Raw genomic sequence first — 12,502 nt, 5'->3', positions numbered from 1 at the left:
CGTTACCTAATGATCACCGTACGAGGCGCCGACGTGCGCGTCGGTGCCCGCCTGCTGCTGTCGGGCGTCTCCTTCCACATCGCCCCGGGCGACCGCGTCGGCCTGGTCGGTCGCAACGGCGCCGGCAAGACCACCCTGATGAAGATCCTCGCCGGCCGGGCGGCCCCCGCCGAGGGCACCGTCACCCGCGCCGGATCCGTCGGCCACCTCGCCCAGGACCCGGGCGCCGCCGATCCCGCCGTCACCGTCACCGACCGCATCCTGTCCGCGCGCGGCCTGGACGAGGCGGTCACCGCGCTGCGGGCCGCCGAGGCCGCGATGGCGGCGGCCGAGGGTCCCGCGGCGCAGGAGCGGGCCATGGCCGCGTACGCCCGCGCGGACGACCGCTTTCAGGCCCGGGGCGGGTACGCCGCGGAGGCGGAGGCCGCGCGGGTCGCCGCAGGCCTCGGGCTGCCCGAGCGCGCCCTGCACCAGCCCGTCGGCGACCTTTCGGGCGGCCAGCGGCGCCGCGTCGAGCTCGCGCGGATCCTGTTCTCGCAGCAAGACACGCTGCTCCTCGACGAGCCGACCAACCACCTCGACGCCGACTCGGTGGCCTGGCTGCGCGGCTATCTGGCGGGCTACCCCGGCGGACTCGTGCTCATCAGCCACGACACCGGCCTGCTCGCCGACACGGTCAACCGCGTCTTCCACCTGGACCCCCGGCGCGCGGCCATCGACGTGCACAACACCGGCTGGCACACCTACCTCGCGCAGCGCGCGGCGGACGAGCGGCGGCGTACGCGGGAACGCGCCAACGCCGAACGGAAGGCGGCCTCGCTGCGCGCCCAGGCCGACAAGATGCGCTCCCATGTCGCCACGGCCACCGCCGCGAAGAACATGGACCGGCGGGCCGAGCGGATGCTCGCAGGGACGGAGCCGGTGCGGCGGGGCGAGAAGGTGGCGCGGATCCGGCTGCCCGAGCCCGCGCCGTGCGGCCGGATGCCGCTCGGCGCGGTCGGCCTGACCAAGGCGTACGGGTCGCATCGCGTCCTCACGGGTGTCGACCTGGCGGTCGACCGGGGCAGCCGGCTGGTCGTCCTGGGGCTCAACGGCGCGGGGAAGACGACGCTGCTCCGGTTGCTGGCCGGGCGCGAACTCCCGGACGAGGGGCGGGTCGTCGCGGGGCCGGGGCTGCGGCTCGGGTACTTCGCGCAGGAGCACGACACGCTGGACGGGGCGAGGACCGTCCGGGAGAACCTCGCGGACGCGGCGCCGCAGCTGACGGACGGGGAGGTGCGGCGCGTGCTGGGGTCGTTCCTGTTCGGCGGGGACGACGCGGACAAGCCCGCCGCGGTCCTCTCCGGGGGCGAGAAGACGCGGCTCGCACTGGCGGGGCTCGTCCACTCGGGCGCGAACGTCCTGCTGCTCGACGAGCCCACGAACAACCTCGACCCGGCATCGCGGGACGAAGTCCTCGGCGCCGTCGGCACATACCCCGGGGCCATCGTGATGGTCACGCACGACGAGGGCGCGATCGACGCGTTGCGCCCGGACCGGGTGCTGCTGCTCCCGGACGGTGACGAGGACCTGTGGAGCCCCGACTACAAGGAGCTGGTCACGCTGGCCTGAGCGAATCAACACCCGCATGCAGGCGTCGTCTTGAGAATGCGCCCGTGCCGTACCGGCCACTGTGGTTCGATGCTGCGATGAAGCGAGACCGTGCCGCCGACGCGACCGACGGCCACCCGGTGCTCCGGGTCAGGGAACGTGCCGGCCAGAGCGATCTGGAGGCGTGCGTCGGTGTGCTCGCGGGCGTCCACAAGACGGACGGTTACCCCGTCAACTGGCCCGCGCAGCCCGTGGACTGGCTGGAGGGGCCAGGACCGCTCGGAGCCTGGGTGGCCGAGCTCGACGGCCGGGTCGTCGGCCACGTCGGACTGGCCCGCCCGGGAGAGGGCGACGAGGCGCCCGCCCTGTGGGGTGCGCGGGCGGGCGCGGAGGCCACCAGAGCCGCCGTCATCAGCCGCCTCTTCGTCGCCCCGGACGCGCGCGGCCACGGCATCGGCGCCCTGCTGATGGGCCGAGCCGTACGAGAGGCACGAGCACGCGGACTGCACCCGGTCCTGGACGTCGTCTCCACCGACACATCGGCCACCGCGCTCTACGAACGCATGGGCTGGCACCTGCTGTCCACCGTGGAACAGGAGTGGCACCCGGGCCAACGGGTCACCTTGCACTGCTACGCGGCCCCTACGGAATCGGAGTCTCCCTCTAGCGGGTGACGCCAGGAGGCAGCTCGTTGCGGTGTTTTGCGCCTTGGGTGCGGAGCCAGTGGACGACGTCGGTGGTGCCGGGGGTGGCGTCGGAGGCGGTGGCGATGTCCAGGGGGGTCATGCCGTCGTATCCGATCCAGTCGAGGTCGGCGCCTTGTGCTGCCAGATAGCGCGCTGTGGCCAACTGGCCGCCGTGGCAGGCGCCCCAGAAGGCGGTGGTGATGGCGTTGGCGTCGGGTTTTGGGTCTGTTTCCGTTCCTTCGGATTCGGGTTCGGATTCGACGAGGGTTGTCACGCGGGTGAGGAGGCCGAGGGTTGCTGCGTCCTGCAAGGTCGTTCGCGCCCCGTGCTCCAGGAGGCGTCTGGCCGCTTGCCACTGTCCGAACGCGCGGGCGTCGGCCAGGGGGGTGCCGCCCGCGATCACGGCCCCGGTCGCCTCGATGTCCGCGCCCGCCGCGATGAGGGCGTCGAGTGCCGCGACGTCGTCGTTGCTCGCGGCCCAGTGCAAGGGGGTCTCGCTGTGCGCCCCGACGAACCGGGCGTCGGGATCGGCGCCCGCCGCGGCCAGGACAGCGATGACCTCGGGGGCCGCCGGGAAGTGACCGGGCCAGTCCGTGGCGAGGTGCAGCAGGCTGCGGGTGCCCGCTGCCTCGCCGTCCTGTTTGATGCCCGTGGTGGCCAGGCCGGGATGAGCGTCCAGGAGGCGCCGCAGGGCGATCACGTCACCGGAACGGATCGCTTCTGTCACCGCGACGGCCAGCGGGTCCTCCGCGTCGAGAACTGCCATGTCCGACCTCCTGCTGATCGACTGCCGTCGAGTGTGTCAGCGGGCACTGACAATCGCCGGTTCCTCGATCGCCCGCCGGGGGCGGTGCAGGCACGCGGCGAGCAGCATCGCGGCCGCCACCGCGACCAGGTGTTCGCGGCCCGCGAGATTCGGCTCGGCCAATGACCCGGCCACCGTCGGGACCACCGCGGCGAGGAAAAGGACCGGCGCCCGCTGCGCCACGGCCGTGTAGGCGAAGAGGCCGACGATCGCCGCGGACGCCCCGGTGTCCACCGTGTGCGCGGCCTCGGCGGGGAGCCCGAGCCGGTCGGGGCCCAGGGCGATCATCACGCGCGCCGAGAGGGTTCCGGCGAGTGTGACGGCGTACGCGACCACCAGCGTGCGGACGCGCCCGAAGAGCAGCTCGGCGAGCGCGAACGCCAGGAACAGCCGGGGCAGCCCGCCCCACGCGGGCAGGTCCACCGCGGGCACGAACACCGAGACGGGCGTACGGAGCAGGGAGAGCCACAGGGGCTGGTCCGCCCGCACCTCACTGAGCACACGCACCACACCGGCACCCGTGCCGGTCTGCTGGAACTCGTGCAGACCGATCACGGCGACGGTGGCGAGGACGGCCAGTGAGATCCCCAGGGGGCCGCGCTTCCGGAGTGCGCGGAACGGCTCCGCGACGACGTTCCGCCACTCCCGGAGCAGCGCGCCCCCGCAACGGGCCGCGAGGCGGACGACCAGGCGTGACACCAGCTGTTCATCCTCTTCATGCGCTTCGGGCGGGCGAATGGGGAGGATACGCTGTCGTCAGCCTGCGAGTACGTCTCCGAAGTACGAAAGGCCCGCCGGGCCGCCGACTCCCGTGCCGCTGACCGACTTCGAACCGGTCGCGGTCGTGCCGGACGCGGTGGTCTTGAAGAGCCAGACGGCACCTGCGCCGCCGTTCTCGCCGTACGCGCCCGCCACGAGCTCGGCGCGGCCGTTGCCGTCGGCGTCCGTCAGGCGCACCGAGGACCCGAAGAAGTCCTGGGACTCCGCGGTGCCGGGCACCCCCGCCGTGCTCTGCGAGAACGCCTTCGCGCCCGTGCCGGTCAGACCGCTCGCGGAGCCGCGCAGGACGACGACGGAACCGGCCTTCTTCGCGCTTCCCAGCGTCTCGGAGTACGCGCCGACCGCGACGTCCGCGTAGCCGTCGCCGTTGGTGTCGCCCGACGACAGGCTCCAGCCGAACGCGTCGCCCTTCTCCGCGGCGCCGGGCACGCCCGCCGTGTCCTGGGTGATGCGGACCGGGGTACGGGTGCTGAGGCCGGTCGCGCTGCCGTACGTCACGGTGACGGCGCCGCCGGGGCCGCCGTTCGGCTCGTCGGCGGACTTCTCCATGAAGTTGCCGGTGACGACGTCGCCGTAACCGTCCTTGTTCACGTCGGCGATCGTCGCGGTGTAGCCGCCCGCGACCTTGCCGGCCGGCTTCGGCGTCGTACCGCCCTTGTAGAGGACGCTGCGGGTGCGGTAGCCGTCACCGCTCTCCTCCTGGCCCATGACCAGCAGGTCGGCGGCCGCGTCGCCGTTGACGTCACCGGCGAAGAGCTTGTCGGTGTTGATGCCGGTCGCGTCGTACGTGTCGATGCCGGTGAGCGCCGCGGCCTTGCCGGTCCGCGAGATGGGGCCCTTGAAGATGTTCAGCCCCGGGGAGGCGTTGTTGGCGGCGGCGAGGTCGGTCTTGCCGTCGCCGTCGAAGTCGCCGGCCGCCACGGCCCAGCCCAGCTCGTTGCGGTTCTCGGGCAGCGGCGAGGTGATGTCGGTCGCCGTCTTGAGGCCGCCCGAACCGCCCCAGACCACGGTCAGAGTGCCGGAGTCGCCGGTGCTGCCGATCTGTTCGGCGTGCACGCCGACGACCAGGTCCGTGTAGCCGTCGTCGTCGAGGTCGCCGGTGGTCATCCGGTCACCGAAGTAGTCGCTGCTCTCCGGAGTGCCGGGTATGCCGGTGGTGGCCTGGCTGATGAGGGTGCGCTTGCTGGTGTCGAGGCCGCTCGCGGTGCCGTAGACGATCGCCACGTAACCGGCGCCGGACTTGCCCGAGACGGTGCCGAGGGGCGCGGAGATCGCGAGGTCTCCGTAGCCGTCGCCGTTGAAGTCGGCGCGGACCTCGTCCGGCCCGTCGGCGGGCGCGGCACCGGCCGTGGGCGCCGTGGCGGCGAGCAGGGATCCGGTCAGGGCGGCCGTGGCGGCACCGGCCAGGACCGTACGGAACATCTTGGGCATGCGGGTTTCTCCTGCGCGGCAATCGGGACGCCCGCGATTCGGGCGCCTCAGCCTGGCGGCCCTCGAGCGGGGCGCTTCGGCGCACAGAAGACCTTCGTGGGGGCACGGAGGTTGTACGAGTGTTCAGTCCTGGTCGTCGGGGCCGGGGCCGGGGCCGGGGCCTGGCCCGGATCGCGGGCGCTTCGGTGCGTCGTCGCGGCGCCTGCGCGGCCGGTGCGCCATCAGGTCCCGCGTGCCGCGGGCCTCGTCCGTGCCCACGATGGGGAGGGGGTGGGTGCCTCGGGGGCCTGCGGGGAAGTGGAGGAGCTGGGCGGAGGGGGTGGGGGGTGGTGGTGCGTCGGTTTCGGGGTGGGTGTGGGTGTGGGTGTGGGTGTCCGCATCGGTGTGGGTGTCGGTCTCGGCGCGAGTACCGGTGCCGGTACCGGTGTCGTCGTGGCCCGCCGCCTCCCCGTCCCGGCCCCTGCACCCGTTTCCGGCCCCGCCCCTGGTCCCGCCCCCGGGCTCCGCGTCGGCCGCCCGAGCGTGCTCCGTCGCGCGGGCGTGTTCCGTCCAGCCCTCGCGGAACCAGCGCAACTGGGTCTGCTGCGCCTCCTCCTCGGTGAGGATCCGTACGCCGTCGACCCCGGCCTCCTGGATCTTCGCCCCGAGTTCGATCAGCAGCCCGCCGACGAGGAAGGCCAGCTCCTCCGCGGCAGTCGTCTCACTCGCGACATCGTGGCGTCCCGCACCGTGGTGTCCGGCACCGTGGTGTCCCGCACCGTGATGCCCGGTGCCATCGTGTTCCGCTCCGCGACGACGTGCGCCGCCGTTCGGCCCCTCCGCTTCGTCAGTCGGCATGTTCGCACTCCCTCTGCGCCCCGGGCTGCGTAAGTCGCCCCCTGCTGTTCGCCTACTCGACCTGCGGCAGGAACGCCTTCGTGACTCTGACGAAGACCGCCTGCAACTCTGGCGGCACCCCCATTCTTCGGGCCGCTTCCTCGGGGCTGAGCAGTCGCGGGGTGTCGGCGTCACCGCCCCGCGCGCCCGCGATCGGCAGGTCGTTCTCGGACAGCCGGCCGGAGCGGATCAGCATGTCCCGCAAGGGCACTCCGAGCACCGTCGCCAGGCGTCGCATCGTCTCCAGGTCGGGCATGCTCTGCCGCTGGATGAGGCGGCTGACCGCGGCCCGGTGCACGCCGGCGTCGTCCGCCAGCTTCGACTTGCCGCCGCCGCGCGGGCTGTCGATGTCGTAGCCGCGCTCGCGCATCACGCCCTCGATCCACTCGGCGAACTCCTCCAGTTCGTCCGCCCGGTTCCGGCCACTGTCTCTGCTGCTCTCCCGACCGGGGCCGGGGCCGGGACCGGGCCCGGGTCGGTACACCTGGTCGCTGCGGGCGCTGGCCCGTGGGCTGGACACCATGTCGTCGCTCTCCCCTCGTCGCAGGGGGAGCGTACCGATCGCGCGCGCACCGAAATATGTGCGCGCTCGCACGTTGTTGTGAAGATCCCGCGCAGGCGTACGCGTTTTCGGCCATCTCCGACTTCCTCTCCTGCCCCACACCCCTCCGTTTTTAGTTGCGCATGCGCACGCAGCGTGGAACTCTGATCACGCACCCACGACTCGAACTTATGTTCGCATACCCGCGGAGGGGCTGCGCATGTCTCATCGGACGGTTCTCCTCGCACCTACTCTGAACAGTGCTTTTCCTGACACACGAGACACCGGGGAACGTTCGGGCGAAGCTCTCGACTGGCGCCGAAACGCCGCCTGCGTGGATCTCCCGCAGGAGTACGTCTTCACCCGCACCCCCGCCGAGGCGGCGCCGGTATTGCGCGCCTGCAATCAGTGCCCTATCCGGCGCGAGTGCGAGGCCATCGTCGATCCCTCGCACACCTGGTTCGACGGGGTCAGCGGCGGGCGCCTCTGGCGCAACGGCCGCGAGGTCAAGCCGCGCAAGTCCGCCGGACGGAGGCCGTGATGAGCAGCACGAGCACCGCCGCCGAACGCGCGGCCCTCTGGATCGACTCCCTGCGGCGCCGGTACCCCCTGCTCCTGGAGGAGCTCGCGCCCGGCACGGGACGGACGTTCCGCGAGGTGCGGGGCGGCGGCCCGGCCGCGTCCGCCGCCGCGCCGGTCCGCCTCTACGTCTCCGACGCCCTCCGCGACATCGGCGACGGCGTGGTCGAACTGGAGGAGGCCGTACGGGACCGGCTCGGCCTGCGCCGCATCACCGCGGCCCGGGTGCCGGTCCGTCTGCGCCGACTCGCCGAACTCCTCGACGCCGTACGGGACGTGCCCGACCTGGCGGCCCACGTCGAGGAGGAGACCCGCCGCATGTCCCGTCGCTGCGCCCGCGCCCTCGGGGACCCCGAGCAGCTGGTCCGCCTGCCCGGCCGCTGCCCCGCCTGCGCCTCCGTGTCCCTGCGTGCCTTTCCCGAACGCGGGGTCGCGATGTGCGTGAACCCGCCCTGCCAACACGTACTGGACGAAATGGACGAGCTGGACGGGCCGGACGAGGAGGAGACGGTATGAATACGCCGCTGATCTCGGGGGACCTCGCCGCCACCGAGGCCGACGTCTCGCCCGCCACCATCCGCAAGTGGGTGCAGCTCGGCCATCTGAAGGCCGCGGGGCGGCAGGGGCGACGGGCGATGTACCGGCTTGAGGATGTGTTCGCCGCCGAGCGCTCCGTCCGGGGAGCGCGGGCGACGCGGCCACGGACGTAGTCCTACGGAGACGCAGTGCAGAGGGCCCCGCACCGGGTGGTGCGGGGCCCTCTGCACGTACTCCCACCAGCCCCAACCCGCCCCGCCACAACCTCAGTTGCGGGATACGAGGCCCTGGATCACACTTGAAGCAGCGGCAGAGCTGCGCCCCACACCGGGGCGGCGGACCTGCCGCTTTGTGTTGCCCGCACTCATCCCTCCGGATGACAGGGATCCCTTCTGATGACAGGGAGTGTCCATGTGTCCATCCTGACCTTTCCCGACGCGGAACGGCTCGTCGTCGACTTCCTCAAGGCCCGGGCGGAGCTCGCCGGTTCGGTCGTCGACAACAAGCCGCCCGCCGGATTCGACGGCACCCAGAAGGCCGTCCTCGTCTCCCGCGTCGGCGGCGCGTGGATCGACGACCGGCATCTCGACCAGCCGCTGCTCGACTTCGAGGTGTACGGCCCGGACAAGTCCACCGCGCAAGGCATCTCCCTCGCCGCCCGCGCCTGTGTGCTCGAACTGGCCGGCACCTCGTACGGCGGGGCCGTCGTCACCGACGTCGCCGAGGCGGACGGGCCGCGCTGGCTGCCCGACTACAACCGCCCGGCGGGCAGCCGCTACCTGTCGACGGTACGGATCTCGATCCGCCCCGAGTGAGCAACCCCCGTCCGCCCGCGCACCACAGGCCCTGCCGACCCCGGCGGGGCCTTCGTCGTATCCGTTCAGAGTTCTGAGGAGTACGCATGGCAGGCAACAACGGCAAGGAAATCCGCGTCGCCGGCACCGGACGCGTCCTGATCGCGCCCGTCGGCACCGACGCCCCGGCCACCATCGCCACCGACTGGGACAAGGCGAAGTGGACCGACCTCGGTTACACCACGACCGACGGCATCAAGTTCAACAAGAAGGACAAGATCGACCCGGTCGACACCTGGCAGTCCGTGAGCCCGGCGCGGTTCATCTACTCCGACCGCGACCTCACGGTGAAGTTCCAGCTGCTGCAGCTGAACAAGGCGAACCTCGCCTTCTTCATGGGCGGCGGCGAGGTGAAGGCGGCGACCACCACGCCGGCGACGCTCGACGCGCCGGCCGAGGGTGAGCTCAAGGAGTTCACGTACGACCTCGCCAACACCCCGGCGCCGGACGAGCGGGCGCTCGGCATCGAGTTCACGGACGGCGCGTCGAAGTACCGCTTCGTGGTGCCGCGCGGTCAGGTCACCGAGACCGAGGAGATCGGTCTGACCCGCACGGGTGCGGTGAAGCTGGGCGTCACCTTCACGGCGCTCGCCAAGGACGACAACGCTCCGCTGGCGAGCTTCCGCATCAAGGAACTGGCCACTTCCTACTCGTAAGCGGACAGGGGTCAACACCCCCGACCGCCCACCTGATTGATTGCGCGAAATCGCCGGTTGCGCTTGCGCGCGACCGTCTAGGATCCGAGCGACGCCCGGCCCGTGCCCCCAGCACGGCCGGGCGTCGCCCTGCCGAAGGAGACACCCGTGTCCGGCTTCAACGTCAACGCCGCCCGCGCCCAGCGCCTCGAAGCGCTCGGCCGGGCCTGGACCTTCGAGCTCGACTCCGACAGCTTCGAGCTGCCGACCGAACTGACCCGCGCCACCGCGCGCAAGCTCCGCGACCTCGACGACAACGACGTGGACGGCCTGCTCGAACTCCTCCTGGGGGAGCGGCAGTACGCCCGCTTCGAGCGGCACGAGGTCACGATGCAGGACATCGCGGCGATCCTGGAGGCGTACGGCAAGGAGACCGGGCTCGGCCTGGGGGAAGGCTGAGCCTCGGCGTGTTCGTCGACGAACACGCCGAGGCTCTGGAGGCCGACCTCCTCCGCTTCTACGGCCTCGACCTCCTGGACTGGCACCGCGGCAGCCTCTCCTCCCGCCGCCTCGCGGTCCTGATCCGCCACCTCCCGCGGGACGGGGCGGTGGCCCGGGAGACGGAGGGCGAGGCGGCGGAGTGGTCGGTCGGCGACTATCTCCTCGCGCACGTGGTCGACCAACTGGCCGACGCCAACTGGATGTTCGCCACGGTCAACCGGGACGAGGAAGCAGACCCTCTGGACCCGCCGAAGCCACTGCCGCGCCCGGGCGCGGGCCGCGCCGGGGAGCGGACCCCTGACTCCGAACCCGCCATGCCGTCGGCGGAGCAGTTGGCCGCCTTCTTCTCCTGACGGGGAGCCGACGGGGTCAGCGACGGCGAAGGGTGAGTTTCCACTTCTGCATCGGGCCCCAGCCGCCGAAGGGTTGGGTGACCGCGACCACGCCCGGCCCGGGGATCGTGATGGTGCCGCGGAAGCTGCCGGTGTTGCTGACGATCTCCTGCTCCTTGCCGCCTTCAAGATCGAAGTGCCATACAGCGCCTGCGCCCGCGAATTCCACATCCGCCCGCCTCGCTCCCTCGCGTATGAGGAACATGCGCGATGCGCCGGCCGAGTTCTCCCATGACAGCTCAGGGAGTTCCGAGAAGCTCTTGCATTCCAGGCTCCAGTGGCCGGTTTTTCGATCACTCGATGCGCCCTTGACGACCAGCTTTTCGTACTTCCCGGGGATCATCAGGTGAATGGGGGCGCCCCAGTGCACGAAGCCTATGTGCTCGTGCTTCGTGACGTCGTCCTCACGGATCTCGCCGTGCAGGGCAAAACCGGGGCCGAACATCCTGCATCGTGCCTCGATAACGAATTTTTCCCCGACCAGGTGCTTGGGGACGTCGAACTCGAACATTCCGCGACCGGAAAATTGAGTACCGGTTTTCCCAGACATGACTGAACCTTCCAAGGAGATGAGAGCCGTGAGTGGCAGCGAGGGCAAGCCAATGAAAGACAGAGTTACAGATCTTGAGGGCTCAGTCCAGGGTCTCGAGGAGTCGGTCCAGTCCTTCAAGGCCAAGATGGAATACGGCGGCGCCAAGGCGGACTTCGTCGGTGCCACCGCTGCGGCCACCGGAGCCTCGGCCGAGTTCACCGGATTCAGTACCGGCGTAAAACTCTGGAGCGCCGAGCTGGATATCAAGGCGGAGTGGGAGAAGAGGCAGGACAAAAATGCGCGAAGGGATCCGGAGAAGCTCCGGCTGGATCTCGACGCCGCCCAGTCCGATATCGCCCGTATCAAGTCGGACCTGACCGGCCTCGGCAGTCGGACCGACCGGCGCATCACCGACCTCTCCACTGAACTGAACCGAAAGATCGCCCGCAAGGCCGACCTCTCCGACCTCCGGCAGACCGCGGACCGGCAGGACAGCCGGCTCGAAGGGCTGCGGAGCACTCAGGTCAGCGCCCTGCGCCGCGAGGCCCATCAGACCAGAGCCACGGTCCAGGCCCTGGAGGACGAGATCGACCGGCTCAATGCCCGCTTCTGACCCGGCACGCGAGGAGTAGAGACCCCGAGGAGTAGACCCCCATGGCATTGAACCGATCCATAGGAACCGCGGCCACCCAACTGGGCCGCATGCGCACGGCCGCGAGCCAAGCCGCCGCCCAGGTCGGCAAGTTGGGAAAGTCGACCGGCACGGCCGACAACCCGGTCGCCAAGCTGGGAAAGGCGAGCGGCACCGCCTCCACCGCCATCGGCAGGCTCCGTACGTCCGCCAACAACGGCGACAGTGCCGTACGGAAACTCAACACCGGCCTCCGTAACGCCGACGGATCCCTTTCCAAGGCCCGAAAAGGGTCCGACAAGTTCAAGAGCTCCCTCGACAAGCTGCGCGGCTCCGCCGACCGCACCAAGAACGCCCTGCGTGACGTGAAGCGCCAGGCCGACGCCGTGGAGAAGTCCGTCGGCAAGGCCGGCAAGAACGCCGACAAGGGCGGAAAGTCCATGAACGGCCTCGGCAAGGGGCTCAAGGGGGCGAGCACCGCTCAGCGCGGGCTCAACCTCGCCATGGCGGCCAGTCCCTTCGGGCTGATCATGACGCTCGCCGCCCCGCTGATCGCCCAGTTCGTGAACATGGACAAGGTCACGGCGGCCCTCAAGCGCGGCATGGACGCCGCGTGGAGGGGCATCAAGTCCGGCACCCGCTCCGCCGTCGACTTCATCAAGCCGCTGGTGAAGGGGCTCGGGAACCTGATCCTGACCCCCATCAAGGGCCTGGCCACCGCCCTGAACGGCGTGTTCGGCGTCCTCGCCGGGATCAAGATCTCCATCCCCAGCTGGGTGCCCAAGTGGGGCGGCAAGTCCTTCGGCTTCCCGCGCCTCCACGTGCCCGTCCCGCACCTCGCCCAGGGCGGTGTCGTCCAGGCCCGCAACGGCGGCACCCTCGCCCTCATCGGCGAGGCCGGCGAGTCCGAGGCCGTCATCCCGCTCTCCAAGCTCGAACGCATGCTTGCCCGCGGCGGCGGCAACGGCGCCGCCCTGCGCCGCCTCGCCGAGGCCATGGAGCGGCTCGCGGAGCGGCCCGTGCACGTCGACGTGGACTCGCAGACCATCGCCCGCGCCGTCTTCGCCGGACAGCGCGCCCTGGCCCGCCGCTAGCCGCCGCCTCCCATCCCGCGACCCACGACAGAACAGGA

Annotated in this window: 17 protein-coding genes; 11 read left to right on the top strand and 6 right to left on the bottom strand. The window is 71.1% G+C overall.

Translation table 11 applies throughout. The features are described 5' to 3' along the window. Positions 1 to 9: 9 nt before the first annotated feature. Positions 10 to 1,611: an ABC-F family ATP-binding cassette domain-containing protein gene (locus ACZ56E_RS26580; protein ID WP_471217935.1), complete on the top strand. Its 1,602-nt coding sequence runs from the start codon at positions 10 to 12 to the stop codon at positions 1,609 to 1,611. A 77-nt stretch (positions 1,612 to 1,688) separates the two neighbouring features. Beyond that, the gene (locus tag ACZ56E_RS26575) at positions 1,689 to 2,264 is read left to right on the top strand and encodes a GNAT family N-acetyltransferase (protein WP_471217933.1); all 576 of its coding nucleotides are present in this window, start codon (positions 1,689 to 1,691) and stop codon (positions 2,262 to 2,264) included. Here the strand turns inward: ACZ56E_RS26575 and ACZ56E_RS26570 are convergent. From ACZ56E_RS26570 to ACZ56E_RS26550, 5 genes are all read right to left on the bottom strand, one after another. Next, positions 2,254 to 3,042, bottom strand: coding sequence for an ankyrin repeat domain-containing protein (locus ACZ56E_RS26570; RefSeq protein WP_471217931.1), 789 nt, complete (start codon positions 3,040 to 3,042; stop codon positions 2,254 to 2,256). The genes ACZ56E_RS26575 and ACZ56E_RS26570 overlap by 11 nt on opposite strands. A 36-nt stretch (positions 3,043 to 3,078) precedes the next feature. Further along, a complete protein-coding gene (locus ACZ56E_RS26565; protein WP_471217930.1) occupies positions 3,079 to 3,780 on the bottom strand; it encodes a hypothetical protein in 702 nt (233 codons plus the stop codon). Positions 3,781 to 3,837: 57 nt separating this feature from the next. After that, positions 3,838 to 5,292 (bottom strand): FG-GAP-like repeat-containing protein, encoded by a 1,455-nt coding sequence (locus tag ACZ56E_RS26560; RefSeq protein WP_471217928.1) that lies wholly within the window; start codon positions 5,290 to 5,292, stop codon positions 3,838 to 3,840. Positions 5,293 to 5,415: 123 nt separating this feature from the next. Beyond that, positions 5,416 to 6,129, bottom strand: coding sequence for a hypothetical protein (locus ACZ56E_RS26555; protein ID WP_471217926.1), 714 nt, complete (start codon positions 6,127 to 6,129; stop codon positions 5,416 to 5,418). A 52-nt stretch (positions 6,130 to 6,181) separates the two neighbouring features. Continuing rightward, positions 6,182 to 6,538, bottom strand: coding sequence for a helix-turn-helix domain-containing protein (locus tag ACZ56E_RS26550; protein WP_471218384.1), 357 nt, complete (start codon positions 6,536 to 6,538; stop codon positions 6,182 to 6,184). 424 nt (positions 6,539 to 6,962) lie between these two features. On the opposite strand from ACZ56E_RS26550, the gene ACZ56E_RS26545 reads away from it, so the two are divergent. The 7 genes from ACZ56E_RS26545 (at position 6,963) to ACZ56E_RS26515 (ending at position 10,168) form a co-directional block, all read left to right on the top strand. Next, positions 6,963 to 7,250 (top strand): WhiB family transcriptional regulator, encoded by a 288-nt coding sequence (locus tag ACZ56E_RS26545; protein WP_471218382.1) that lies wholly within the window; start codon positions 6,963 to 6,965, stop codon positions 7,248 to 7,250. Further along, positions 7,250 to 7,804, top strand: coding sequence for a hypothetical protein (locus ACZ56E_RS26540; protein ID WP_471217924.1), 555 nt, complete (start codon positions 7,250 to 7,252; stop codon positions 7,802 to 7,804). Before ACZ56E_RS26545 ends, ACZ56E_RS26540 begins: the two co-directional genes overlap by 1 nt. Next, positions 7,801 to 7,998: a helix-turn-helix domain-containing protein gene (locus tag ACZ56E_RS26535; RefSeq protein ID WP_468715166.1), complete on the top strand. Its 198-nt coding sequence runs from the start codon at positions 7,801 to 7,803 to the stop codon at positions 7,996 to 7,998. The genes ACZ56E_RS26540 and ACZ56E_RS26535 overlap by 4 nt, the downstream gene beginning before the upstream one ends. A gap of 240 nt (positions 7,999 to 8,238) precedes the next feature. Next, positions 8,239 to 8,640 carry a hypothetical protein gene (locus ACZ56E_RS26530; RefSeq protein ID WP_471217921.1) on the top strand — a complete coding sequence of 134 codons (402 nt, stop codon included), beginning with the start codon at positions 8,239 to 8,241 and terminating at the stop codon, positions 8,638 to 8,640. An 86-nt stretch (positions 8,641 to 8,726) separates the two neighbouring features. Beyond that, positions 8,727 to 9,335: a phage tail tube protein gene (locus ACZ56E_RS26525; protein WP_468607026.1), complete on the top strand. Its 609-nt coding sequence runs from the start codon at positions 8,727 to 8,729 to the stop codon at positions 9,333 to 9,335. A 147-nt stretch (positions 9,336 to 9,482) separates the two neighbouring features. Further along, positions 9,483 to 9,773, top strand: a complete 291-nt coding sequence (locus tag ACZ56E_RS26520) for a hypothetical protein (RefSeq protein WP_365366081.1) — start codon at positions 9,483 to 9,485, stop codon at positions 9,771 to 9,773. Between the two features lie 8 nt (positions 9,774 to 9,781). Further along, positions 9,782 to 10,168: a hypothetical protein gene (locus ACZ56E_RS26515; protein WP_471217918.1), complete on the top strand. Its 387-nt coding sequence runs from the start codon at positions 9,782 to 9,784 to the stop codon at positions 10,166 to 10,168. Positions 10,169 to 10,184: 16 nt separating this feature from the next. Here the strand turns inward: ACZ56E_RS26515 and ACZ56E_RS26510 are convergent, their stop codons facing one another. Further along, on the bottom strand, positions 10,185 to 10,718 hold the full coding sequence (locus ACZ56E_RS26510; protein WP_471217916.1) for a hypothetical protein: 534 nt from the start codon (positions 10,716 to 10,718) through the stop codon (positions 10,185 to 10,187). Between the two features lie 67 nt (positions 10,719 to 10,785). Here ACZ56E_RS26510 and ACZ56E_RS26505 point away from each other — a divergent pair, with 67 nt between their 5' ends. Next, on the top strand, positions 10,786 to 11,352 hold the full coding sequence (locus tag ACZ56E_RS26505; RefSeq protein ID WP_471217914.1) for a hypothetical protein: 567 nt from the start codon (positions 10,786 to 10,788) through the stop codon (positions 11,350 to 11,352). Between the two features lie 41 nt (positions 11,353 to 11,393). Then, positions 11,394 to 12,464, top strand: coding sequence for a hypothetical protein (locus tag ACZ56E_RS26500; RefSeq protein ID WP_471217912.1), 1,071 nt, complete (start codon positions 11,394 to 11,396; stop codon positions 12,462 to 12,464). The last annotated feature ends 38 nt before the right edge of the window (positions 12,465 to 12,502 follow it).

The sequence above is a fragment of the Streptomyces sp. NPDC039480 genome (genome assembly GCF_055597165.1).
Note: the sequence above shows the minus strand (reverse complement) of the source record. Positions and strands in the feature narration are given on the sequence as shown.

Bases quoted from the DNA above. Each gene is read 5' to 3' on its own strand.
- ACZ56E_RS26580 (WP_471217935.1), top strand. From the start codon at position 10: ATGATCACCGTACGAGGCGCCGACGTGCGCGTCGGTGCCCGCCTGCTG.
- ACZ56E_RS26575 (WP_471217933.1), top strand. From the start codon at position 1,689: ATGAAGCGAGACCGTGCCGCCGACGCGACCGACGGCCACCCGGTGCTC.
- ACZ56E_RS26570 (WP_471217931.1), bottom strand. From the start codon at position 3,042: ATGGCAGTTCTCGACGCGGAGGACCCGCTGGCCGTCGCGGTGACAGAA.
- ACZ56E_RS26560 (WP_471217928.1), bottom strand. From the start codon at position 5,292: ATGCCCAAGATGTTCCGTACGGTCCTGGCCGGTGCCGCCACGGCCGCC.
- ACZ56E_RS26555 (WP_471217926.1), bottom strand. From the start codon at position 6,129: ATGCCGACTGACGAAGCGGAGGGGCCGAACGGCGGCGCACGTCGTCGC.
- ACZ56E_RS26550 (WP_471218384.1), bottom strand. From the start codon at position 6,538: ATGCGCGAGCGCGGCTACGACATCGACAGCCCGCGCGGCGGCGGCAAG.
- ACZ56E_RS26540 (WP_471217924.1), top strand. From the start codon at position 7,250: ATGAGCAGCACGAGCACCGCCGCCGAACGCGCGGCCCTCTGGATCGAC.
- ACZ56E_RS26535 (WP_468715166.1), top strand. From the start codon at position 7,801: ATGAATACGCCGCTGATCTCGGGGGACCTCGCCGCCACCGAGGCCGAC.
- ACZ56E_RS26525 (WP_468607026.1), top strand. From the start codon at position 8,727: ATGGCAGGCAACAACGGCAAGGAAATCCGCGTCGCCGGCACCGGACGC.
- ACZ56E_RS26510 (WP_471217916.1), bottom strand. From the start codon at position 10,718: ATGTTCGAGTTCGACGTCCCCAAGCACCTGGTCGGGGAAAAATTCGTT.
- ACZ56E_RS26500 (WP_471217912.1), top strand. From the start codon at position 11,394: ATGGCATTGAACCGATCCATAGGAACCGCGGCCACCCAACTGGGCCGC.